Annotated in this window: 20 protein-coding genes; 19 read left to right on the top strand and 1 reads right to left on the bottom strand. The window is 65.3% G+C overall.

Going from position 1 to position 24,351, the window contains the following annotated elements; genetic code table 11:
- The first annotated feature begins 126 nt into the window (after window positions 1-126).
- A complete protein-coding gene (locus GGD61_RS09775) occupies window positions 127-945 on the top strand; it encodes an ABC transporter ATP-binding protein (protein WP_092253313.1) in 819 nt (272 codons plus the stop codon).
- Window positions 945-1,733: an ABC transporter permease gene (locus tag GGD61_RS09770; RefSeq protein WP_183230646.1), complete on the top strand. Its 789-nt coding sequence runs from the start codon at window positions 945-947 to the stop codon at window positions 1,731-1,733. The genes GGD61_RS09775 and GGD61_RS09770 overlap by 1 nt, the downstream gene beginning before the upstream one ends.
- A gap of 47 nt (window positions 1,734-1,780) precedes the next feature.
- Here the strand turns inward: GGD61_RS09770 and GGD61_RS09765 are convergent, their stop codons facing one another.
- A complete protein-coding gene (locus GGD61_RS09765; RefSeq protein ID WP_028145436.1) occupies window positions 1,781-2,230 on the bottom strand; it encodes a cupin domain-containing protein in 450 nt (149 codons plus the stop codon).
- Window positions 2,231-2,368: 138 nt separating this feature from the next.
- Between GGD61_RS09765 and GGD61_RS09760 the strand changes: the two genes are divergently transcribed.
- The 17 genes from GGD61_RS09760 (at window position 2,369) to GGD61_RS09680 (ending at window position 24,308) form a co-directional block, all read left to right on the top strand.
- Window positions 2,369-3,394 carry an ABC transporter substrate-binding protein gene (locus GGD61_RS09760; RefSeq protein WP_183230645.1) on the top strand — a complete coding sequence of 342 codons (1,026 nt, stop codon included), beginning with the start codon at window positions 2,369-2,371 and terminating at the stop codon, window positions 3,392-3,394.
- 30 nt (window positions 3,395-3,424) lie between these two features.
- Entirely contained in the window at window positions 3,425-4,129 is a 705-nt protein-coding gene (locus GGD61_RS09755; protein ID WP_092253309.1) for an NUDIX hydrolase, read from the top strand.
- Window positions 4,130-4,222: 93 nt separating this feature from the next.
- The gene (locus tag GGD61_RS09750; protein ID WP_092253307.1) at window positions 4,223-5,533 is read left to right on the top strand and encodes an ABC transporter substrate-binding protein; all 1,311 of its coding nucleotides are present in this window, start codon (window positions 4,223-4,225) and stop codon (window positions 5,531-5,533) included.
- A 14-nt stretch (window positions 5,534-5,547) separates the two neighbouring features.
- The gene (locus GGD61_RS09745) at window positions 5,548-6,315 is read left to right on the top strand and encodes an ABC transporter ATP-binding protein (RefSeq protein ID WP_018319739.1); all 768 of its coding nucleotides are present in this window, start codon (window positions 5,548-5,550) and stop codon (window positions 6,313-6,315) included.
- A 2-nt stretch (window positions 6,316-6,317) separates the two neighbouring features.
- Window positions 6,318-7,022 carry an ABC transporter ATP-binding protein gene (locus GGD61_RS09740; protein WP_092253305.1) on the top strand — a complete coding sequence of 235 codons (705 nt, stop codon included), beginning with the start codon at window positions 6,318-6,320 and terminating at the stop codon, window positions 7,020-7,022.
- Between the two features lie 5 nt (window positions 7,023-7,027).
- Window positions 7,028-7,909, top strand: coding sequence for a branched-chain amino acid ABC transporter permease (locus tag GGD61_RS09735; RefSeq protein ID WP_092253303.1), 882 nt, complete (start codon window positions 7,028-7,030; stop codon window positions 7,907-7,909).
- On the top strand, window positions 7,906-8,925 hold the full coding sequence (locus GGD61_RS09730; protein ID WP_026202244.1) for a branched-chain amino acid ABC transporter permease: 1,020 nt from the start codon (window positions 7,906-7,908) through the stop codon (window positions 8,923-8,925). The genes GGD61_RS09735 and GGD61_RS09730 overlap by 4 nt, the downstream gene beginning before the upstream one ends.
- Window positions 8,885-9,814 carry a polyphosphate kinase 2 family protein gene (locus tag GGD61_RS09725; RefSeq protein WP_092253301.1) on the top strand — a complete coding sequence of 310 codons (930 nt, stop codon included), beginning with the start codon at window positions 8,885-8,887 and terminating at the stop codon, window positions 9,812-9,814. Before GGD61_RS09730 ends, GGD61_RS09725 begins: the two co-directional genes overlap by 41 nt.
- The gene (locus GGD61_RS09720) at window positions 9,811-10,848 is read left to right on the top strand and encodes a patatin-like phospholipase family protein (protein ID WP_092253299.1); all 1,038 of its coding nucleotides are present in this window, start codon (window positions 9,811-9,813) and stop codon (window positions 10,846-10,848) included. The genes GGD61_RS09725 and GGD61_RS09720 overlap by 4 nt, the downstream gene beginning before the upstream one ends.
- Window positions 10,849-11,667: 819 nt before the next feature.
- Complete coding sequence (locus GGD61_RS09715) at window positions 11,668-14,007, top strand: mechanosensitive ion channel domain-containing protein (RefSeq protein ID WP_183230644.1); 2,340 nt, start codon at window positions 11,668-11,670, stop codon at window positions 14,005-14,007.
- 98 nt (window positions 14,008-14,105) lie between these two features.
- The gene (locus GGD61_RS09710; protein WP_092253295.1) at window positions 14,106-15,098 is read left to right on the top strand and encodes a tripartite tricarboxylate transporter substrate binding protein; all 993 of its coding nucleotides are present in this window, start codon (window positions 14,106-14,108) and stop codon (window positions 15,096-15,098) included.
- A 161-nt stretch (window positions 15,099-15,259) separates the two neighbouring features.
- Window positions 15,260-16,912: an NAD-dependent malic enzyme gene (locus GGD61_RS09705; protein ID WP_283806119.1), complete on the top strand. Its 1,653-nt coding sequence runs from the start codon at window positions 15,260-15,262 to the stop codon at window positions 16,910-16,912.
- Between the two features lie 286 nt (window positions 16,913-17,198).
- Window positions 17,199-17,591: a BlaI/MecI/CopY family transcriptional regulator gene (locus GGD61_RS09700; RefSeq protein ID WP_018319749.1), complete on the top strand. Its 393-nt coding sequence runs from the start codon at window positions 17,199-17,201 to the stop codon at window positions 17,589-17,591.
- Window positions 17,588-20,104, top strand: coding sequence for a M56 family metallopeptidase (locus tag GGD61_RS09695; RefSeq protein WP_183230643.1), 2,517 nt, complete (start codon window positions 17,588-17,590; stop codon window positions 20,102-20,104). The genes GGD61_RS09700 and GGD61_RS09695 overlap by 4 nt, the downstream gene beginning before the upstream one ends.
- A gap of 144 nt (window positions 20,105-20,248) precedes the next feature.
- Window positions 20,249-21,721: a DUF1800 family protein gene (locus GGD61_RS09690; RefSeq protein ID WP_183230642.1), complete on the top strand. Its 1,473-nt coding sequence runs from the start codon at window positions 20,249-20,251 to the stop codon at window positions 21,719-21,721.
- Window positions 21,722-21,723: 2 nt separating this feature from the next.
- Window positions 21,724-22,974: a DUF1501 domain-containing protein gene (locus GGD61_RS09685; protein ID WP_092253285.1), complete on the top strand. Its 1,251-nt coding sequence runs from the start codon at window positions 21,724-21,726 to the stop codon at window positions 22,972-22,974.
- Between the two features lie 170 nt (window positions 22,975-23,144).
- Window positions 23,145-24,308: a serine hydrolase gene (locus GGD61_RS09680; protein ID WP_092253283.1), complete on the top strand. Its 1,164-nt coding sequence runs from the start codon at window positions 23,145-23,147 to the stop codon at window positions 24,306-24,308.
- The last annotated feature ends 43 nt before the right edge of the window (window positions 24,309-24,351 follow it).

Raw genomic sequence — 24,351 nt, 5'->3', positions numbered from 1 at the left:
GAGCCGACCCTCCCCCTCCAGGGGAGGGTAAGAGCGCGGCGACGCCCATGCGTAGCACGCTTGGCGGCTTGATTGAACTTGGCCGCGCGAGCGGCTAAGGCATCGGGCCAAGTTCGGAGGGAATATATGTCAACGCCAACGGCAGTGGCGCTGGAAGATGCCAAGGTTGCGTTCCGGCTCGGGGACGGGCGGGTCTACACGGCGGTGGAAAAGGCCCACCTCACAGTGGCGCAAGGCGAGTTCGTCGCCATCGTCGGGCCCACGGGCTGCGGGAAATCGACGCTGCTCAACGTCGCGGCCGGGCTGCTGAAGCCGGCCGCCGGCAGCGTCAGGATTTTCGACCGGCCGCTCGCGGGGCTGAACCGGGATGCCGGCTACCTGTTCCAGGCCGACGCGCTGTTCCCGTGGAAGACCGCGCTCGACAATGTCGCGATCGGGCTGGAGATCAAGGGCACGCCGCGCGCCGAGGCACTGCCGCGCGCACGGAAATGGCTGACCTCGGTCGGCCTTGGCGCGTTCGCGGGTCGCTATCCGCATATGCTCTCGGGCGGCCAGCGCAAGCGTGTGGCGCTGGCGCAGGTGCTGATCCGCGATCCAAAAATCCTTTTGATGGACGAGCCGTTCGGGCCGCTCGATGCGCAGACCCGCCAGGTGATGGGCAACCTGCTGCTGGACCTCTGGAACGCCGACCGCAAGGCCGTGCTGTTCGTCACCCATGATCTCGAAGAGGCGATCGCGCTCGCCGACCGCGTCGTGATCATGTCGGCCGGGCCGTCCTCGCGCATCATCGGCGACTGGCAGGTGAGCCTGCCGCGCCCGCGCGACATCTTCGAGGTGCGACTGGACAAGGAGTTCCATGCGCTCCACCGCGAGATCTGGAGCGTGCTCAAGGACGAGGTGATGAAGGGCTACGCGCAATCCACCCAAGCGGCGGAGGCGGTCTGATGTCGCGCCCGACGCTGTTCGCGCTGCAAGTCCTGGTCGCGGTCGTTTGCATCGTGCTGTGGCAGGTGCTGTCGACCGTTCCCGTGTTCGGCAAGATCCTGCTGCCGCCGTTCTTCTTCTCCAACCCGTTCGACGTGTTCAGCCAGATCGTGAAGTGGTTCTCTTCCGGCGTGATCTGGAAGCACCTCGGCATCACGTTGGCGGAATCGATCCTCGCCTTCGTGATCGGTTCGCTCGGCGGCGTGCTGGTCGGCTTCTGGTTCGCGCGCCAGCCGATTGTAGCGGCAGTGTTCGACCCCTACGTCAAGATGGTCAACGCGCTGCCGCGCGTGGTGCTGGCGCCGATCTTCGCGCTGGGGCTGGGCCTCGGCATCTGGTCCAAGGTCGCGCTCGGCGTGACCCTGGTGTTCTTCATCGTGTTCTTCAACGTCTATCAGGGCGTCAAGGAGGTCAGCCGCACCGTGCTCGACAATGGCCGCATGCTCGGCATGAGCGAGCGGCAGCTGATGCGGCACGTCTATTGGCCCTCGGCGCTGTCCTGGATGTTCTCCTCGCTGCACACCTCGGTCGGCTTTGCCGTGGTCGGCGCGGTCGTCGGCGAATATCTGGGATCGGCAGCGGGCCTCGGCTATCTCATCCAGCAGGCGGAGGGCGTGTTCGACGTCGCCGGCGTGTTCGCCGGCATGTTCGTGCTGTCGGCGTTCGTGATCCTGATCGACTATGGGGTCACGCTGGTGGAGCGGCGCCTGTTGGTGTGGCGGCCGACCGCATCGGATGGGCGCGGCTAGGCGCGAGGCGGGACCCGCGTATCGGCGCGGGCCCCAATCGCGAAGCCTCAATCCAGCAGCTTGGTGTCGTCGGGTGCCTGCGGCGGCGTCTTGATCGCGATCGCCTTGACCTGTCCGCTGATCGGCTTGGTGCCGCCATGCGGCGTGCCCTTCGGGATGATGACGAGGTCGCCCGGCTTGACCGTGACTTCCTTGTCGCCAAGCCAGATCGTGCCGGTCCCGTCCAGGATGTACTGGATCTCGTTGGTGTTGGGATGCATGTGCTTGGGCACATTGCCGACCTGGATCGAGATCGTGGCGCCGTCGGCGCTCGCGAACATTTTTGAGCGGTAGCCGACATTGTTGGCGGCGCCGAGCGCATCGCCTTCCATCTCGCCGGTGTGGATGATCTGCGCGGTGATGTTCTCGGCGGCCAGCGCCGGCCGGAGCAGCTGGTTCGCGCCGCATCCGGCGGCAAAGGCGGCGGCGATCGACAGCCCGATTGCAAGACGATTCATGGATGATCCTCCCCATCACGAGTTTGTTGTTGTACCCGCATGCTATTGCGCCAAAAGGCCGATGGCCAGTGCCTTAGGCTACGCTTCTCAAGCCCGTCGCGCTGCTCTATGGTGCCGCCGGCCGAACGGAGGAAACCAATGAAGAACACGATTGCCAGGCTCGCCGCGGCGCTGCTCGCGCTTACGCTCACCACCGGATTTGCCGCGGCGCAAAGCAAGGTCACCATCGCGGTCGGCGGCGGCTCCTGCCTGTGCTATTTGCCGACGGTGCTGGCCAAGCAGCTCGGCGAATACGAGAAGGCCGGCCTCGATGTCGAGCTGGTCGACCTCAAGGGCGGCTCGGACGCGCTCAAGGCCGTGCTCGGCGGCAGCGCCGACGTCGTGTCCGGCTATTTCGACCATTGCGTCAATCTGGCGGCCAAGAAGCAGGAGCTCCAGGCTTTCGTGGTCTATGACCGCTATCCCCGCCTCGTGCTCGTGGTCGCGCCCTCGCGCACCAACGACATCAAGTCGGTCAAGGATCTCGCCGGCAAGAAGGTCGGCGTCAGCGCGCCCGGTTCCTCGACCGACTTCTTCCTGAAGTACATGCTCAAGAAGAACGGCATCGATCCGACCAGCGCCGCCGTGATTGGCGTCGGCCTCGGCGCCACCGCGGTCGCCGCGATGGAGCAGGGCCAGATCGACGCGGCCGTGATGCTCGATCCCTCCGTCACCGTGCTGCAGGGCAGCCACAAGGATTTGCGTATCCTCTCCGACACGCGGACGCAGAAGGACACGCTCGAGACCTTCGGCGGCGAATATCCCGGCGGCGCGCTGTACTCGACCGCGGCCTGGGTTGCCAAGCACGAGAAGGAGACGCAGGCGCTCACCAACGCGATCCTCGCCACGCTCGCCTGGATCCATTCGCACAGCCCTGAGGAGATCATGGCGAAGATGCCGGAGGAGACGGTCGGCAAGAACAAGGATCTCTATCTCGCCGCGCTGAAGAACACGATCCCGATGTACTCGGAGACCGGCAAGATGGACCCGAAGGGCGCGGATGCCGTGCTCGCGGTGTTCAGCGTCGGCTCGCCCGAGGTGGCGAACGCCAAGATCGACGTCAGCAAGACCTTCACCAACAAGTTCGTTGAGCAGGCCAAGAAGACCACGGGGAACGCCAAATAGCTGACGCGAAGGCGTGATAGTCGCCCCCTCATGACGTCACCGATCATTCATCGCGTCACGACGCTTGCTCTTGCCGTGCGGCCGATCGTCTGGCCGTTCGCCGAGGAGCGTCGGGCCGAGATCGCGGCGCACTTCGCCGAGAAGCAGCGCGAGCGGCCGAAGATCTGGAACGGCCGCGTCCTGCTCGGGTGCCATCCCGTATTCACGGACGGCCATTTCGCCTCGACCTATTTCGAGACCGATTTCGCAAGCTTCCTTGCCTGGCGCGACTGGGGCTTTCCCGGCGCGCCCGTGTTCAACGGGTTTGGCATGGGCGCGCTGCGCACGTCCGACGGCGCCTTCCTGATGGGCGAGATGGCGCAGCACACCGCGAACGCAGGCCGCATCTATTTCCCGTCGGGCACGCCCGATCTCGACGATGTCAGGGATGGGATGCTGGACATTCCCGGCAGCGTCGTCCGCGAAATCCAGGAAGAGACCGGCTTGACGGCGGCGGACTATCGGGCCGAGCCGGACTGGTATTGCGTCGTCAGCGGCCCCACGATTGCGATGATGCAGGTGCTCAACCTCGATATGCCCGGCGACGAGGCCCGCGCCCGGATCGAAACCAATCTCGCCCGTGAGCACGAGCCGGAATTGTCGGCGATTCATCTCGTGCGCGGGACGGGTGATCTCACGCCGACCATGCCGCGATTTGTCACGGCCTTTATCGAGCAGCAGTTCGCCTCGCGCTGATGCGCGAGGCTTGACATCCCTGCGCTCTGCCCATGTGATGGGGGCAACCAAAAGCAAGACGAATGCAATGCACAATCGTCCAGGGAGGTTTTGATGCGCCTGCGCATGGCTGCCCGATTGGTACGTGGGCTGGTGATCGCGATATCCGCGACGAGCCTGGCGGTGGCCGCCCAGGCTCAGGACAAGAAGATCAAGATCGGCGTCGTTTTTGATTTGACCGGACCTCTGGCCGGCGGCGGTTCCGAACTCGGCTATATCGGCGCGAAGATCATCCTCGACCATTTCGCCAAGACCGGCGTCGAAGGCTACAAGATCGAGGCGGTCTATGCCGATGCGCAGAGCAAGCCCGACATCGCCATCAACGAATCCGTCCGCCTGCTCGAGCAGGAGAAGGTCGACATGGTGCTCGGCTTCTTCTCCTCGGCGCAGTGCGTGCCGGTGGCCGCCCGCGTCGAGCAGCTCAAGAAGTTCATGTGGATGACGACCTGCATCTCGTCCGCCGTGTTCAACGAGAAGGGCTACAAATACGTCTTCCGCCCGCAGGCGAGCGGCGACCAGTTCGGCATGATGACGATGGACTTCATCGCGCAGAACGCCAAGGCGAAGTTCGACAAGGAGCCGAAGGACCTGCGCGTCGCCATCATCCACGAGGACGGCGCCTATGGCGTCGACGTCTCCAAGGGCAACGAGGCAGGCGCGAAGAAAGCCGGCTTCAACGTCGTGATGAAGGAGGGCTATTCGGCGACCGCGCCCGATCTGTCGGCGCTGGTGACCAAGCTCAAGCGGGCCAAGCCCGACGTGATCTTCCACACCGGCTACAACCCCGACATCACGCTGCTGCTCCGCCAGGCCCGCGAGCAGGGCCTGAAGTTCGGCGCGCTGATGGGCCATGGTGCGGGCTACGGCGTCTATGAGAAGCTGAAGGAAGGCATGGGGGCCGACGCCACCTACATCTTCAACGCCGACCCGATCTCGATCTGGCTCGCCAACCAGAAGACCATGGATCCGAAGCTCCCGCCCGTGATCAAGATGGTCGGCGAGGAGTTCGACAAGATCCGGCCCGGGGTTGCCATCCGCTCCGCCCATGTCGGCATCGGCGCGTCCAACACTTACGTGTTCATGGCCGACGTGCTGCCGCGCGCGATCAAGAAATATGGCGGTGTCGATCCCGAGGCGCTGCGCAAGGCGGCGCTCGACACCGACATCCCCGAAGGCGGCACCATGCTCGGCTTCGGCGTGAAGTTCTACGGCGAGGGCAGCCCCATGGCCGGGCAGAACGAGCGCTCGTTCCCCGTCGTGATCCAGTACATCGACGACAAATCCTCCGTGGTGTGGCCGAAGAGCCAGGCGCAGCGCGAAGCCGTGCTGCCGCTGCCGAAAGGCACCACCTACAGCAACCAATAGCGGCGGAGTGTCTGGTGCTGGAGGTCAGTGGGCTGGTGAAGCGGTTCGGCGGCTTCACCGCCGTCAACAACGTGTCGTTTCGGGTTGATCAGGGCGAGATCCTCGGCCTGATCGGGCCGAACGGTTCGGGCAAGAGCACGATCTTCAACATGCTCTCCGGCACGCTCGCGCCGACATCGGGCTCGATCGTGTTCGGCGGCTCCGAGATTGCGGGCCTCGCACCGCACCGGATCATCAACAGCGGAATCGGCCGCACCTTCCAGATTCCGCGACCGTTCCGCCGCCTGACCATCTTCGAGAACGTCGCGCTCGCCGGCTTTTACGGCCAGGGCCGCCACAGCCGCATCAAGGCCGAGGAAGCGGCCGAACGGTCACTCGCGATGGTCGGTCTGCCGACCGATCGCCATGCCAGCGTCGACGGTCTCGGCGCAGCGGGGTTGAAGAAGCTCGAGCTTGCGAAAGCGCTCGCCACGGCGCCAAAGCTGCTGCTGGCCGACGAGAGCCTCGGCGGTCTCGACGAAACCGAGATGGATCAGGCCGCCGACATGTTGCGCAATATCCGCGACGAGCTCGGCATCACCATCATCTGGGTCGAGCACATCATGGGCGTGCTGATGCGCGTCGTCGATCGCGTCATGGTGCTCGATCACGGCGAGAAGATCTCGGAAGGCCTGCCGAGCGCGGTCGCGGGCGACCCGCGCGTGATCGAGGTCTATCTCGGCACCGATGCCGAGACCACGCAGGCCGCGGCCGCCGAAGCGCGCCGCCGCGCGGGAGGCTAGGCATGCTGGAGCTCCGCGCCGTCAATGCCGGCTATGGCACGTTCCAGGCGCTGTTCGATGTCAATCTCGACGTGAAGGCCGGCGAAGCCGTCGGCGTCATCGGCCCCAATGGCGCCGGCAAGACCACCCTGATGCGTGTCGTCTCCGGCCTGATCCGGCCCTCGCGCGGCTCGATTCGGATGGAGCGGACCGACGTCGTGGCGACTCCGCCGCACAAGATCGTCAGCCTCGGCATTGCGCATGTGCCGGAAAACCGGCGGCTGTTTCCGCAGCTCTCGGTCGACGACAATCTCAAGATGGGCGCCTTCATGAAGGAGGCGCGCAGTCAGTATGCCGAGCGACTCGAAGTGGTGTTCGACCTGTTTCCACGCCTGAAGGAACGGCGCCACCAGATGGCCGGCACCATGTCCGGCGGCGAGCAGCAGATGTGCGCGATCGGCCGTGCGCTGATGTCCAATCCAAAGCTGCTGCTGCTCGACGAGCCCTCGGCCGGCCTCGCGCCGGTCGTGGTGCAGCAGGTGTTCGAGCTGGTGAAGCGGATCCGCGCCAGCGGGCTGACCGTGCTGATCGTGGAGCAGAACGTGCAGCAGGTGCTGAAAGTGGTCGATCGCGCCTATCTGATCGAGGCGGGCACCATCCGGGCATCCGGCACGTCCGCCGAGATGCTGGCGAGCGACACGGTCAAGGAAGCGTATCTCGGGGTGTGAGGGGCATGCAGGCATTCTTGGACGTCTTCGACATCTATCTGCTGGAGGCCGTGATCAACGGCATCCTGCTCGGCGGCGTGCTGGCGCTGCTCGCGCTCGGGCTGAACCTGATCTTCGGCGTGATCGACGTGACCTGGATCTGCTATGCCGAGCTGGTGATGATCGGCATGTACGCCATGTATTTCATGGTGCAGTATTACGGCGTCAGCTATTTCGTCGCCGCGCCCTTCACCATCCTGCTGGTCGCGATCCTCGGCGCGGCGCTGCATTACCTCGTGATCGCGCCGCTGTTGACTGCGCCGCCGATCAACCAGCTGCTTGCGACCGGCGGCGTGCTGTTCGTGCTGCAGAGCTTTGCCACCGTCGCCTTCGGCATCGATTTCCGCAATCTCGGCATCCGCCTGCCGGTGCTCGCGCTCGGCGACATGAATTTCAGCTACGCGCGGCTACTGTCGTTCCTGGCCGCGCTGGTCGGCATGGTCGCCGTCTATCTGTTCATGACCCGCACCTTCACCGGCACCGCGATCCGTGCCATCTCGCAGGACCGGCAGATCATGGCGTTGATGGGCGTCGACACCAAGCGGATCTATCTCATCACCTCCGCGCTCGGCGGCGCGCTCGCGGGGCTCGCCGCCTGCCTCCTGGTGCTGCAATATGACGTGCATCCATTCGTCGGCCTGTCCTTCGGGCCGATCACCTTCCTGATCTGCGTGCTCGGCGGGCTCGGCAATTTCATCGGCGGCTTCATCGCCGCCTTCGTGTTCGCCGAGATCATCTCGCTCGGCGGCCTGTTCTCCGACCTCGAATGGGGTTATGTGCTCGCCTTCGCCTTTTTCATCGTCATGATGTTCATCCGGCCCGCGGGCCTGCTCGCGAGGCGCCGATGATGGGGCAGGGGCGGCTTGCGGCATGGGGGATTGGGCTGGCGGCGCTGGTCGCGCTGCCCTTCGTCTATCGCGATCCCTATCATCTGCACATCCTGGTGCTGATCCTGATCTGGTCGTTCGCCTACACGTCGTGGTCGATGATGGGGCGGTTCGGCCTCGTCTCGCTCGGCCATGGCGGCTTCATGGGGATCGGCGCCTATGTCACCGCGCTGCTCTGGAATCACCTCGGCGTGTCGCCCTGGATCGGCATTCCCGTCAGCATGGTCGCTGCCGGCGCACTGGCGCTGATCGTCGGTTATCCCTGCTTCCGCTTCCGCATCACCGGACACTATTTCGTGCTGGTGACGCTGGCGCTGTCGGGCATCGTGCTCCAGGTCATCACGGCGACGCGCGACTACACCGGCGGCTCGCTGGGCTACACGCCGAATCGAACCTCGGGCAACAAGCTGCTGGCACTGCAGTTCGACGACAAGACGACCTGGTATCTGATTGCGCTCGGGGTCTGGCTGTTCGGCATCGTGGTCTGGCACTGGGTCGACCGCAGCATGAGCCGCTATGCGCTGGAGGCGATCTCGGAGGACGAGGACGCAGCCGCCGCCGCCGGCGTCGACGTCACCGCGGAGAAGCTGAAGATCACGCTGCTCAGTGCCCTGATGACGGCGCTCGCGGGCGCGATCTACTGCCAGTACCAGATGTTCATCACGCCCGACACCGTCAGCGGCATCGCGGTGTCGCTGCAGATGGTGTTCGCGGCCATCGTGGGTGGCCTGTTCGTCTCGCTCGGTCCGACCTTTGGCGCCGTGATCACCATCCTGCTGGCGGAAACCCTTCGCATCGGCTTCGGCACCAAGGCGGTCGGCTGGGACAATCTCGTCTACGGCGTGCTGCTGGTCCTTTTCATCATATTCCTTCCCAAGGGCATCCTTGGTAGCTTGCTCGACCGATTGAAGCCGCAACCCAAGGTGCCCCGCGCTCATGAGCAAGAAGCCGTCCAAATCGCTCGCCCAGGAACTTGACCGCTACATCACGCCGTTCCGCTACGATGGATCGGGCAAGTTTCATCTCAAGGCGCACAAGACCGACGAGAAGGGCGATCTCGACAAGGAGAAGGCGCTGGCGATTCTCGACGCCAACAAGAAGCGGCTGATCGGGTTTCAGGAGAAGCTCTATGCCCAGGACCGCTGGTCGCTCCTGATCGTATTTCAGGCCATGGACGCCGGCGGCAAGGACAGCGCCATCAAGGCGATCTTCGAGGGCATCAACCCGCAGGGCTGCGAGGTGACCGCCTTCAAGGCGCCGAGCAAGAACGAACTCGACCACGATTTCCTTTGGCGGCACGCGGTCGCGCTGCCCGAACGCGGCCATATCGGCATCTTCAATCGCTCGCACTACGAGGAATGCCTCGTCACGCGCGTTCATCCGCAACTTCTGGCCAACGAGAAGCTGCCGTCAAAGCTCCTCACCAAGAACATCTGGAACGAGCGGTTCGAGGACATTGCCGCCTGGGAGCGGTATCTCTGCCGCAACGGCACCGTGGTGCTGAAGTTCTTCCTCAACGTCTCCAGAGAGGAGCAGCGCAAGCGCTTCCTCGACCGGCTGGAGGAGCCGGCCAAGCAATGGAAGTTCTCGATGGACGACATCAAGGAGCGCGCGCTGTGGCCGCGCTACCAGGCGGTCTACCAGGATATCGTCCGGCACACCTCTACGCCGTATGCGCCGTGGTACGTCGTGCCCGCGGACCACAAATGGTTCGCGCGCGTCGTGATCGGCTCGGTGATCAATGCCGCGCTCGAAAAGCTCGACCTGCGTTTCCCCCGCGCCGACAAGGCCTCGGTGGCGGAGTTCGACGAGGTGCGCAAGGCCTTGGAGAAAGAGGGGACGGGAGGCAAGAAGAAAGCAAAGTGACAGCCAACCGGACCGCCGACCGCAAGACCATCAATTTCGCGCTCCAGGGCGGCGGCGCGCACGGCGCCTTCGTCTGGGGCGTGCTCGACCAGGTGCTCGAAGACGGCAGGCTCGCGATCGAGGCGGTCAGCGCGACCAGTGCCGGCGCCATGAACGCGGTGGCGATGGCTTCCGGCATGGCGCACGGGGGCGCGGAGGCCGCGCGGGAGAGCCTGCACGCATTCTGGTACGAAGTGTCTCGCATGGACATGGCATACGATTTGATGTCGCCGCTGAACCAGTGGATCCAGGCCCTGAAGCTGCCGCCGGAATATCATCCGGTTCACGCCGTCATCCACACGTTGACGCACACGCTGCCGCCGGGTCTGCTCAATCCCTTTCATTTCAATCCGCTCCGGTCGCTCTTGCAGCGGGTCGTCGATTTCGATCGGCTCAATTCCTCGCCCGAGGCACCGCAACTGTTCCTCAACGCGACCAACGTCCGCACCGGCAAGATCAAGGTATTTCAGAGCCCGCATCTCACCGCAGATACCGTGCTGGCCTCGGCCTGCCTGCCGCCCTATTTCCAGGCCGTCGAGATCGACGGCGAGCATTATTGGGACGGCGGCTACCTCGGCAACCCCGCGATCTTCCCGCTGATCTACCGCAAGGGCAGCCACGACGTCATCGTCGTGCAGGTCACGGCGATCCGGCGCGACGAGCTGCCGACGAGCGCGGCCGACGTCCTCCATCGCATCAACGAGATCAGCTTCAATTCGTCCCTGATGCGTGAGATGCGCGCGATCGCCTTCGCCACACGGCTGATCGACGATGGCGAGCTCGACAGCGGCAAGCACAGCCGCATGTACATGCACTGGATCGGCAACGACCAGCTGATGTCGCAGCTCGGCACGGCCACGCAATTCCATCCCGAATGGAGCCTGTTGTGCCGCCTGCGCGACGAGGGCCGTTCGGCGGCGCGAAGCTGGCTGGCGCGCAACTTCGACCAGGTCGGGATGGCCTCGACGGTGGACCTGGCCGACATGTTTCTCTAGGCCACAGACAAAAACTACGAAAACGACCCCATGCACAGTAGCCGGGCGCAGCGGAATCAATGGCTTGCCGGCGGGTGTCGTATGAATGCTGACTTTACGAAATCGAGTTGGCGCGTCGGGCAAAACAGGGACATGATGTCGCCATGCCCATCCGGGGAACCGGCACATTCAAATGTGATCTTTCACATCATTGATCTCGCTTGACAGTTTTGTGGCACAGGAGGAGCATTCCGCTGGTCGCAATAAGCGACGCGCAACGTCCACCTCATGAGCAAGGGGAGGTCTATGACTCCACCTCCGCAAATCCAGCCGCGTTAAGTGCGATGGAGCTCGTTCGGACTATCGCATAGCGGCGGAAACCGCGAACGGCACGCCGGGTCAAGGTTTAGCGGGCTGCATCAGTGAGGCAGAGCCCCTACCTTCCCGGCGCTGTATTTTGCATCACATCGACCGTGTCCGGATGGCCAAGACGAGGCTGACCGCGACAGGTGGTTTTGACATCCTGCTTTTCTCCTCCACCTTCCTCCTTGCCGTCATTCCGGGCCGACTCCCGGAATGACGGAGGGTGTTGCATGGCACGTCGGCTGGCCCGAGCGCGTCTCGAACCATGGCCGCAGCGCAATTGCCAGGCAATTGACCCGCGCTGATGTTGCGGTTCCCCCGATCTTCGCATTGCGGCAAATGCCAAGAGAATGTCGCCTCAAAGGCCAACTTCCGACACAGGCCGGAGGCGAATAGCTGCGATCCGACATGACGCGTGTGCTTCGGCGGCGACGGTGCCGACGCCGCCGGCTCATTCATTTTTTCCAGGGAATCCTCGTGTCGCATAAGCTTGCCCCGGCGGTCCTCGCCGCTCTCTTCCTCGCGATCTCCTCTTTCTCCGGCGTCCGCGCCGAAACGCCTCGGCCGGCGACCAACAATGCTGCCGCACTGTCGCCCGACGAAGCCAGGCGCGCGCTGGAGACGCTCCAGGACGACAAGAAGCGCGCGCAGATGATCGATACGCTGCGCGCGATCGCGAGTGCGTCCGGTCAGCAGCAGCCTGCGCCGCCCGCGCCTGAGCAGAAGTCGCCGATCCCGCTCTCCGCCGACGGCCTTGGCGCGCAACTCCTGCTCACGGTGTCGGAGGAGATTGGCGCGATCTCGAGCGAGATCGCCAGCATGGCGCGGACGCTCACGCACTTCCCGGCCTTCTACTACTGGTTCCTGCGGACTGCGAACGATCCTGCCGCCTACAATCTCCTGATCGAGATCGCCTGGAAGCTGGCGCTGGTGCTCGGCTGCGCCCTTGCAGCCGAGTGGGTGATCTTTCGCTTGATCCGCCGCCCGGTTGCGTTCCTGGAAGGACGCGTGCCGCAAACCGCGCACCTGCCGGCACAGGTGATCCCCATTGCCGACCCGCCGTCCTCAACGGCCGATGTCACGCCCGCGCCCGACTTGAACAAGCGACGCCACAGCCTCGCGCGCGTGTGGCAGGTCCTGTTGCGGCTGCCCTTCGTGCTGGGACGTCTCGTGCTCGAACTGCTGCCGGTGGTCATCTTCGTCGGCGTCGCCACCGCGCTGCTCGGCACCGAGATCGGCGAGCCCACGACCGTTCGCCTCGTGATCCTCGCGGTGGTCAATGCCTATGCCTTCTCGCGCGGACTCATCTGCGTGATCCGGGCGCTGGCGGGACCGTTCGGGCTGTTTCCGGTCCGGGCCGAGACCGCGGCCTATATCGAGATCTGGGCGCGCCGCATCGTCGGCGTCGGCGTCTCCGGCATCGCCTTTGCCAATGTGGCCCTGCTGCTCGGCCTGCATCGTACCGGTTATGCGGCGCTGCTGCGCATGGTGATGCTGGTCGTGCACCTCTTCATCGTCGTCATCATCCTGCAATGCCGCCGGCAGGTCGCCGAGGCCATCCGTGCGCCGGCCGAGCGGCAGGGCATCGCGGCCCGCCTGCGCAACCGCGTCGCCGGCGGCTGGCATTATCTCGCCATCGCCCTCGATCTTGCGCTGTGGGCGGTGTGGGCGCTCAACATCCGCAACGGCTATTCCCTGCTTTTGCAGTATTTCGTCGGTACGGTCGTTGTGGCGCTGGTCACGCGCGTCGCCATCATGCTGACGCTCAGCCTGATCGACCGCGGCTTCCGCATCAAGCCTGAGATCCTCCACCGCTTTCCCGGTCTCGAGATCCGCGCCAACCGCTATCTGCCGCTGCTGCGCAAGATCGTTTCCGGCGTGATCGGCTTCATCGGCTTCGTCGCCGTGCTCGAGGTCTGGGGCGTGGACGCCATCGTCTGGTTCTATGGCGGAAAGATCGGCAGCCGGCTGATCTCGGCCGTGGTGACGATCGGCCTTGCCGTCCTGATCGCGGCGGCGATCTGGGAAGCCAGCAACGCGCTGCTGGACCGCCAGATCAACACGTTGTCGCGGGACGGGCACTACGCCCGTGCCGCGCGGTTGCGCACCTTCCAGCCGATGCTGCGCACGGCGCTGCTGTGCCTGATCGCCACCGTCGTCGGCCTCACCGCGCTGAGCGAGATCGGCGTCAATGTCGCGCCGCTGCTCGCGGGCGCCGGCATCGTCGGCATCGCGATCGGCTTCGGCTCGCAGAAGCTGGTGCAGGATCTCATCACCGGGCTCTTTTTGCTGCTGGAGAACACGGTGCAGGTCGGCGACAATGTCAGCGTGTCAGGGCTGTCGGGCGTGGTCGAGAACGTCTCGATCCGCACCATCCGTCTGCGCGCCGGCGACGGCGCCGTGCACATCGTGCCGTTCAGCGCGGTCACGACCATCACCAATGCCAGCCGCGGCGCCGGCAACGCCTCGGTCAGCGTCAACGTCGCCTACAAGGAAGACACCGACCGCGCCGGCCAGATCCTCAAGGACATCGTCGACGAGATGCGCCGCGAACCGGAATTCCGCCCGCTGATCCGCGGCGACCTCGATCTGTGGGGCATCGACAAGGTCGACGGTGCGATGGTGTCGATCGTCGGCCAGATCCGCTGCACCGAGGCCGGGCGCTGGCCGGTCCAGCGCGAATTCAACCGCCGCATGAAGCTGCGCTTCCAGCAGAACGGTATCGACGTCGCTTCCGCCACCCAGACCATCCTGATGCACGTCGTGCCGCCGGCAGATGGTGCGGCCAATCTGACGCCGCGGCGGGCCGCCGGATAGCGGTCAACTTACCGCTTGCCTCGGCCCGCCCGGCAGCGTTCACTCGCCCTCCAGCCCGCTGCCGACATGCGGGCGGCGAAAAGGGGTGGGAGAGGCTGATGCGGGGGCTGTGGGCCGTGTTGCGCGGTCACGTGATCGTCGTTGGCGCGTTGATTGGATGCGCGATGTGGTGCGCACCGGCAAGCGCCCAGCCATCGCGCCCCATAACCCTCATCGTACCGTTCGCGGCGGGAGGCCCGACCGACACGCTGGCGCGAATCCTGTCCGAGCGAATCGCCGCCGAACTGCACACTACGATCGTGGTCGAGAACGTGGCGGGCGCATCCGGCAGCATCGCCGGCGCGCGCGTTGCACGCGCGACACCCGACGGCACCACGATCACCATCGGCCATTGGGGCACCCATGTGCTGAACGGCGCGATCTTCAAGCTGCCCTATGACGTGGTCGCCGATTTCGAGCCGGTCGCAATGATCGCGATGGGAACGCAGCTCATCGTCGGCAGGAAGTCGCTCGAGGCGAACAGCCTGAAAGAGATGATCGCCTGGCTGAAGGCCAACCCCGGCAAGGCCACCGCCGGGACGGCCGGGGCCGGCACGGGCGCGCATGTCGCCGGCGTCTTCTTCAAGGACAAGACCGGCACCGACTTCCAGTTCGTGCCTTATCGCGGCGCAGGACCCGCCATGATCGATCTCGTCGCCGGGCAGATCGACATCATGTTCGACCAGGCCTCGAACTCGCTGCCGCACGTCAAGAGCGGCGCGATCAAGGCCTTCGCGGTGACTTCGCCGACGCGGCTCGCGTCTGCGCCCGATGTGCCGACCGTCGACGAAGCGGGCCTGCCGGGTCTCTACATCTCCTACTGGCACGGCATCTGGGCACCGAAGAACACGCCGAAGGACATCGTCACCAAGCTCAACGCGGCCATCATCGCCGTGCTCGCCGAGCCCGCCGTTAAGCAGCGCTTTGCCGAACTGGGGCAGGAGATTCCGCACCCGGCGCAGCAGACGCCCGCAGCGCTTGCGGCGTTCCAGAAGGCCGAGACCGAGAAATGGTGGCCGATCGTGAAGGCTGCCGATATCAAGCCGGAATAGCCTTGCGACGTTAACCTTTTCGCGTGCGACTGCCTGTCGTTCGCGAGAGTCTCGCTGCGGTGCGAGATCACAATTGATGCCTCCGTCGCTACGTCCTTGATCTCAATGGAGCGCTGGCCGACAATGTCCGCGGTTCAATATGAAGCTTCTTGGGGGAATTCGTGAATAGACCTGCCCGGGTCGTTGCCCAACCGACATCGTCCAGTCCGCCGCAAGGCATGACACTGCTGCGCGATCCCTTGCTCAACAAGGGGACCGCCTTCACGGAAGCCGAGCGCGAGGCGCTGGGCCTGCGCGGCCTGTTGCCGCCTTGCGTGCTGACGATGGAGACGCAGGCTCAGCGCGTCCTCACCAATCTGCGAACGCTGCCGACCGATCTGGAAAAATACGTCGCGCTGAACGCGCTGCATGACCGCAACGAGGCGCTGTTCTTCCGCGTCGTCGTCGACAATATCGACGAGATCCAGCCGATCATCTACACCCCGACGGTCGGGCTCGCCTGCCAGAAATTCGGCCTGATCTTCCAGCGGCCGCGCGGCATGTTCATCTCCTCGCGCGACCGCGGTCAGATCGCGGACATTCTGAAGAACTGGCCCTATGCGGCCAAGCTGATCGTCGTCACCGACGGCGAGCGCATTTTGGGACTGGGCGATCTCGGTGCCAACGGCATGGGTATTCCGGTCGGCAAGCTCTCGCTCTATTCGGCCTGCGCGGGCGTGCATCCGGAAGCGTGCCTGCCGATTGTGCTCGACGTCGGCACCAACAACGAAGAGCTCTTGAACGATCCCTATTATCTCGGCCTGCGAGAGCGACGGCTGACGGGCGAGGCCTATGACAGCTTCGTCGACGAATTCATGCAAGCCGCGCGAAAGACCTTTCCGGGCGTGCTGATCCAGTTCGAGGATTTCGCCAATCATTCGGCGTTCAAGCTGCTGCACAAATATCGCGACGAGGCCTGCGTCTTCAACGACGACATTCAGGGCACTGCGGCGGTCGCGCTCGCCGGCCTGTTCTCGGCGCTACGCGTGAACGGCGGCAAGCTGAAGGATCAGCGCATCCTGTTCCTCGGCGCAGGCGAGGCGGCAACCGGCATTGCCGATCTCGTGGTCTCCGCGATGATGGCGGAGGGGGCTTCGGAAGCCGAAGCACTCCGGCGCAACTGGCTGGTGGATTCCCGCGGGCTCGTCGTCGGCGGCCGTGAGGGCCTTTCCGGCCACAAGCTGCGCTATGCGCATACGGGTCAAGCGCCGATCGCCGACTTCCTCACCGCGATCAAGACGCTGAAGCCGACCGCGATCATCGGGGTTGCCGCGGTTGGCGGCGCCTTCACGCCCGAGGTGCTCAAGGCGATGGCTGAACTCAACGAGCAGCCGATCGTGTTCGCGCTCTCCAACCCGACCTCGAAGGCCGAATGCTCGGCGGAAGACGCCTATCGCTACACCGAAGGGCGCGCGCTGTTCGCCTGCGGCAGCCCGTATGACCCCGTGACGCTCAACGGCCGCAGCTTCGTGCCGCGCCAGGGCAACAACTCCTACATCTTCCCCGGCGTCGGCCTCGGCGTCATCGCCAGCGGCTCGAAGCTGGTGACCGACGAGATGTTCATGGCGGCGGCCCATACGCTCGCCGATTGCGTCGGCAAGGAGGATCTCGCGCAGGGCAGCCTCTATCCGGCCCTGCCGCGCATCCGCGAAGTCTCGGTCCGCATCGCCGCGGCGGTGGCGGATGTTGCCTATCAGCGCGGCCTCGCCGACGGACCCGCACCCAACGACGTCAAGGCGCTCGTGCAGTCGCAGATGTACGAGCCGCATTACTAAGCCGCCATCCCCGGCCAAGCGGCGCGGTTAAGGCGCGTCACGTGTCCGCCTCGTCATGGCCGGGCTTGTCCCGGCCATCCTCGTCTTGACGCGCGGTACGAACGTGGATGCCCGGGACAAGCCCGGGCGTGACGACCTCGCATATTTCGACTTCCCTCAAATCACGAACCGGCAACTAGGTCAGCACACCGGCACCATCCCAGGTGGAATCGCCATTGTGCCGCGCGGCCGCATATGCGACAGTCTGTAGCGCTACAAGAAAATTCAATCCGCAAGGTAAGTCGCCATGGACGATCGTTTGCCCGAACTGGGCGACCTCGAGCACGAGGTCATGCAATTGGTTTGGGCCCATGGTCCTGTCACGGCCGAAATCGTGCGCGAGCGCTTGTCGCGGCGTCTGAAGGAATCAACCGTGCGCACGGTGCTGCGCCGGCTCGAAGAAAAGGGCTATGCTAATCACACCGTGGACGGCCGCACCTACGTCTACCAGGCCGCCGAGCCGCGCGCGAAGGTTGCGGCCAAGGCAGTGCAGCGCATCGTCGACTGGTTCTGCAACGGCTCGATCGAGGAGGTCCTCGTCGGCATGGTGGACAACAAGATGCTCGACCAGCAGCAACTGCGTACGCTGGCCGACCAGGTGGCCAAGGCGAAGAAGGCGAGGGGAGTGAAGAAAGAATGATCGCAACTCTGGCGGAGGCGGCACTGCGCTCCCTTGTGCTGGGAGGCGTCGTCTGGTTCGGTCTCAACCTGTTTCGCGTGCGCAACCCGCACGTTCACATGACGGCCTGGGTCGTCGTGCTGCTGGCATCGCTGGCGATGCCGTTCGTGATGCATTGGCCGACGCTCACGATCACCCGGCTGCCTTTGCCGGTCGCCGTGCCGGATGATTTTCTGCCGGCCGACATCTCGATGCTGGAGACGCCGCAGCCCGCGCTGCCAGTCGCGCCCGGCATTGCCATCGCGCCGCAGGCCAGAAGCGGGCTCTCGATCAATTGGTGGCTCGTTGCCACCGTGATCTATGCCGGCGTCGCTGGCCTGTTGCTGCTGCGGCTCGCGATCGGGCTCTGCCTGACCTGGCGTCTGGCGCGCGCGGCAAAGCCGATGAAGGGCCTGCAGATGATCGACGCCGACGTGCGCGTCAGCCTCGATGTCGGCGGCCCCGTCACCTTCGGCTCGACCATTCTGGTGCCGCCGCAATTTTTCAGCTGGGACGCGAAGAAGCGCCTTGCGGTGCTCGCGCATGAAGGCGCGCATGTCGTCAACCGCGATTTCTACGTCCTCCTGCTGGCGTCGTTCAACCGCGCGGTGTTCTGGTTCAGCCCGTTCTCGTGGTGGCAGCTGGCGCGGCTTGCCGAGCTCGCCGAGATCATCAGCGACGCCGAGGCGATCGAGGTGATCGACGACCGGCTGTCCTATGCGGAAATCCTGCTCGATTTCGCCAGCACCGTGAAGCCGCGCCCGGTCGAGCTCGCGATGGCGCGGGCCTCGACCGTTCGCGCCCGTGTCGAGCGCATCATCGCGGCTGCCGCGATGCCCGTCGCCGTCAGCTGGCGCAAGCGGCTGTGGATCGCGGCTGCGATCGTCCCCGTGGTGATCGTGTCCGCCGGCATGATCGCCTATCGCACGCCGGACGCGGCGCCCGTGGCCGCGGATATCGGCGAGGTGCCCGTCCAGCATTACCGCCCGTTCGTCAATTTCTACGCCATGGGTCCGACCTCGGTGTTTGCCGTCTTCCGCGAGGGCGACGAGCTTTACGGCCAGCTCACGGGCCAGCGCAAGCTGCGCCTCACGGTCGGCAATGACGGCACGGCGTCCTATGCGGCTTCGTCCGGCGAGATTACGTTCTCAGCTGATGCGGAGCGCCGCTCGTCCGAGCTGACGCTGCGCATGAACGGCCGCGACATTCGTGCGGTTCGTGTCGCCGAGATGCCGGCGGCGGTAGCCGAGCCCGTATCGCTCGACCCGTATGTCGGTTGGTACAGGATTGCGCCAAACCGCGTGCTGACGGTGCGGCGTGACGGTGATCGGCTCCGGGTGCAGGAAACCGTGCTGGGCCCGGCGACGCTCCTCGCCGAAGGTGCCGACATCTTCTCAATCCGTGGCGAGAATCTCCTGATCTTCCTGCGTGACGAGCAATCAAAGGTCTCGCGCGTGCTGGTGCACAATTCGGTCTTTGGCGCCCGCCTGGCGCCCCGGATCGATGCGGCGGTGGCTCAGGCGATCGAGGCGGATTTCGCGCGCCGCCTTGCGGAAGTGCCTGACCGATTCAGGGAGCAGGTCCCGGCGCCCGGCGGCAAGGAGATGATCTTGCGCGGCATCGAGGATCTTCGCCGCGGTACGCCCAACTACGATCGGATGAGTGCGCCGCTGGCGGCCAAGGTTCACCGGCAGCTCAGCGAGTCGCAAACGACGTTCGTGTCGCTCGGCGCGGTGCAATCGATCTTCTTCCGCGGCGTCGGCCCCGGCGGCTACGACATCTATGGCGCGAAGTTCGAGAACGGCACGGCGGAATTTCGCCTGATGATCGAGCCGGACGGTAAGGCCGGCGACGTGCTATTCCGGGCCGACGGCAATGAGGAGCTCGGCGGCATCGTGCCTTGCGCGGAGGAGGCGAGCGTTCGCGGCCGCGCCGGCACCTCGCCGATCAGGATCATGCTCTACAACGAGATGGCCGACGACATCCAGGTGTTCAAGCTGGACGCGGACGGCAATCGCAAGGCGCAGATCGTCAGGCCCAACATGACCTGGTTCACCACCACCACCGTAAATAATCCCTGGATGATCGCCGACAAATCGGGACGGTGTCTGGAGATCCTGATGCCGGGCCGGCAGACCCGCTTCCACAATGTCGAAGCCTCGAATATCGGCGCGCATCCCGGTCGCGCCGCGCGCCGCGCCGTTCCGATCGCCAATGGCGAGGCGATGCTGCGCCGCTATATCGAGGGCGTCGGCAGAGGACAGCCGGACTACGAGCACATGACCTCGGAAGTGGCCGACATCACACGTCAGCAGTTGCCGTTCGACCAGGCGATCCTGGCGCGGCTCGGTGCGTTGCGTGCGGTCTCCTTCCGCGGCGTCACCGCGCTCGACAGCGACATCTACATCGCCCAGTTCGCCAACGGCTCGGCGGAATGGCGCATCGGCGTCAGGAACGACACCATCACGAAGATCGCGCTCGGGCCGAATTTCTAGGGCCGCCGGCCGCTCCCGATGTCTTGATGGAGGTGTTTCAATCTCCGCTTGTCTGTCAGTCCCGCGAATGCTACGATATGTAGCACTACAATTCGTAGCCTCGAGCGATGCCGTCGGGCGGGCTCGTAGAATTGGGCATTCGCCATGAGCAATTCCGCAAAGGCCGAAGCCGTGCTGGCGCTCCATCGCTTCGGGATGGGGCCGCGGCCGGGCTCGATTGCCGCGCTGGGAAGCGACCCGCGCGCCGCGCTGATTGCCGAGCTCGACCGGCCGCTCGTGCTCGCCGCGGCGGCCAGCCTGCCCTCCAGTGCGAAAGCCTATCGCACCGTGGCCGATGCCAATGCGCGGCGCACGGCCCGCGCCAAGCAAGCGCAGCAGCAGGCCAAGAAGCAGCAGATGGCGTCGGCACCCACCGCAGCTGACGACCAGGCTCAGCCGCAATTGCAGACGCAGGGGCAAGCGGGCCAGGAAAAGGACGCCGCCGAGATGGCGGCGAAGCAAGCCGCCGACGCTATTCCTGATCCCGGACGTCCGATGTATTTGCAGGAAGCCAAGCTGCGCACGGAGGCAGCGCTTGCAGCCGATATCGGCTTTGCCGAGCGGCTGGTCTGGTTCTGGTCAAATCATTTCTGCATCTCGGCCAACCGGATCCAGAGCATGTCCGGTGCCTATGAACGCGAGGCGGTTCGCGCCAATGCGCTTGGCCGGTTCGTCGATCTCCTGCTGGCCGTCGAAGGCCATCCGGCGATGCTGTTCTATCTCGACAATCTCGGTTCGATGGGGGCGAATTCGACCGCGGGCATCAACCGCAGCAGCGGCCTCAACGAGAACTTTGCCCGCGAGATCATGGAGCTGCATACGCTCGGCGTGCGCTCCGGCTACACCCAGGACGACGTCATCAGCTTCGCCAACGTGATGACCGGCTGGACGCTGGTGCCGCCGGGCGCAGATCCCCAGCATGGCGGCGAGTTCACCTTCAATCCCCGGCTGCACGAGCCCGGCGGACAGACCGTGCTCGGCAAGCGCTATGAGCAGGAAGATGTCGAGCAGGGCCGCGCCGTGCTGCGCGATCTCGCCGCGCATTCGGCCACCGCGACCCATGTCGCGACCAAGCTCGCGCGGCACTTCGTCGCCGACGAGCCGCCGCCGGCGCTGGTCGAACAGATGGCGAAGGTTTTTCGCGACACCGAGGGCGATCTCAAGCAGGTCGCGACCCTGATGGTGTCGTCGGACGAGGCGTGGCGTGCGCCGCCGTCAAAGCTCAAGCGTCCCGGCGAATGGGTCGTCGGCATGGTGCGTGCGACCGGCATCACGCAGGTCGATCCCGTCCTCTACACCGGTGGCCAGCAGCTGCTCGGCGAGCCGCTGTGGCGTCCGCCCGCGCCCAAGGGTTATCCGGACGATGAAGCGAGCTGGATCGACGGCGTCGGCCGGCGGCTCGACGTCGCCAACAATTTCGCCGAACGCATCACCGGCATGGCCGATCCGCAAGCCATCATCGAGGACGTCCTTGCATCGCAAATCGCCCCCGAGGTGAAGCAGGCGGTCGGCCGCGCCGAGAGCCGGCAGCAGGCACTGGCGCTGCTGTTCATGTCGGCGGATTTTCAGAGGAGGTGAGCATGGGCTTCGTCGATCACCTGCCCACGCGGCGGGAGCTTCTGGTCGGCTCCGGGGCGCTGTTCGCATGGAGCCAGATGCCCAGGATCGCGCGCGCGGAGGGGCGCGATCCGCGCCTGCTCGTCATCGTGCTGCGCGGTGCGCTCGACGGCCTCGGCGCCGTCGCGCCGGTCGGCGATCCCGACTGGATCTCGTTGCGCGGCGATCGCGCGCTGGTGCTGGACGGCAAGCCGCCGGCGCTGCCGCTCGATGCCTTCTTCGCGCTCAATCCGGCGATGCCGAATTTGCACCGGCTCTACAAGAGCGGCAAGGCCGCGATCGTCCATGCAGTTGCGACGCCCTATCGCGAGCGCTCGCATTTCGATGGCCAGGACGTGCTGGAGAGCGGGCTCGTCAAGCCGGGGATGACCAGTTCGGGATGGCTCAACCGCGCGCTGCTCGCGCTGGAATCGGGCGGCCGCGTCGATCCACGCGGCAGCCGCGCGCTCGGCATCGGCTCGGTGACGCCGCTGGTGGTGCGCGGCTCGGCGCCGGTCATGACATGGGTGCCGCAGAAATTGCTCCCGGCGAGCGAGGACACGCAGAGCCGCCTGCTCGATCTCTACCAGCACACCGACCCGAAGCTCGCGACCGTGCTGCAGGCGCGCATGAAGCTCGCTTCGCTCAGCGGGGCACCCAGCGCGGGCGACGTCATGTCGGACGATCCGACCCTGGCGCCGCCGGGCATCGCGCGCGTGCGCGCCTACTTCGCCGACGCCGCCGGCACCGCCGCGCGGTATCTCGCCAAGCCCGACGGTCCGCGCGTCGGCGCCATGGGCTTCGTCGGATGGGATACGCACATCGCCGAAGGCGCGGCCTCGGGCCAGCTCTACAATCTGCTGGGCGCGCTCGACGGTGCCTTCGCCGCGATCGAGAGCAACATGGGCGAGGCCTGGGGCGAGACCGTCGTCGCCGTGGTCACCGAGTTCGGGCGCACCGCGCGCATCAACGGCACGCAAGGCACCGATCACGGCACCGGCACGGTCGCATTCCTGATCGGCGGCGGGCTCGCCGGCGGCCGGGTGATCGCGGACTGGCCGGGGCTGAAGCCGGCGCAACTGTTCGAGGATCGCGACCTCAAGCCGACCACCGATCTGCGCGCCGTGCTCAAGGGCCTGCTCAGGGATCATTTGCGCGTCGAGGAGAAGGTGCTGGCGGATGCGGTTTTCCCCGGCAGCGCCGACGTCAAGCCGATGGGGGGCCTTGTGGCCTGAAGGCGCAATGTGCACGCTGACGCAAAGAGAGCTCGATTTTCTCGCCAGCTTGAAGACGAACTGGCGAAGGCTCTATTGGCGTGAGTTCGCGCGCATCCTCAGAGAGAACGCGCAGCCCCGATACGCCGGCGCCGAAGCTGGCTCCGCGCCGCAACAGGGATGAGGCTCGCATGAGGCGGCGCCAGTTCATTTCGCTTCTCGGCGGCGCCGCACTGGCGCCGCTCTCCGCGGTCTGCGCGAACGCAGCCGACGGCTGCGATGTTCCGCCCGAACGGGGCGACGGCTGGCCGGGCGGCTCCGTCGCTGGCGACAGTCTCGTCAATCGCGAGGCGCTGTGCGGGATGGCCGACCGGCTCGCCACGAGCGATGCCAATATCCATGCGGTGCTGGTCGCCCGCGACGGCAAGCTGGCGTTCGAGCGTTACTTCAAGGGCGCCGACGAGATACCCGGCTACATCTACGGCCGCCGTGTGGAAACCATCGCCTTCGATGCCGATACGTTGCACAACATGAAGTCTGTTTCGAAGAGCGTTGCATCGCTCGTCGTCGGGATTGCGATCGATCGCGGGCTGATACGCGGCGTCGACGAGCCGATCTTCAGCTTCTTCCCCGAGCTGTCCGACTTGCGTTCTCCCGAAAAGGACCGCATCCGGCTGGTGCACGTGCTCACCATGTCGATGGGCCTGAAGTGGGTCGAGGCGACGCCCGCGACGGGAGACGATGACAATGACGAGACGCGCATGCATATGGCGTGGGATCCGTGTCGTTACGTTCTCGGTCTTCCCGTGACCGCCGCGGCGGGGCAGGAGTTCTTCTACAACACCGGCGCGCTCACGCTTGTGTCGGCCATCATCCGCAAGGCGACGGGACGTCCTCTCGATGAATTCGCGCGCGAGAATTTGTTCGAGCCTCTGGGTATCACCGGCACGGCGTGGGGCCGGTACAGGGGGGATACCGATGCCGGAGGAGGATTGCGCTTGCGACCGCGCGACATGGCCAAGATCGGCCAGCTCGTGCTTGCGGGCGGTCGCTGGAACGGCCGCCAGATCGTCTCCAAGGCGTGGATCGAGGCTTCGACGGCAGAGAAGATCAAGGCGACGGACTCTCAAACCTACGGATATCTGTGGTGGCGCGGCCAAACGCGCCTCAATGACCGCAAGATCAACTGGATCGGCGCGCTTGGCCGCGGCGGGCAGTCGATCCGCATCGTCCCGGAACTCGATCTCGTCGTCGCAGTGACTGCGGGTTACTATCAGGACTACAGCTCGCAAGCGTTTCGATTGCAGTTCGGCGTCTTCCGGGACGTGTTGCGCGCGATCCCGCCTCCGGCCTGAACGGGAAGGGCCCTTCTGGGGCGGTCGCCGTCCCGATTCAGGA

The organism is Bradyrhizobium sp. SBR1B (genome assembly GCF_014198205.1).
In the GTDB taxonomy this organism is placed as follows: domain Bacteria; phylum Pseudomonadota; class Alphaproteobacteria; order Rhizobiales; family Xanthobacteraceae; genus Bradyrhizobium.
Note: the sequence above shows the minus strand (reverse complement) of the source record. Positions and strands in the feature narration are given on the sequence as shown.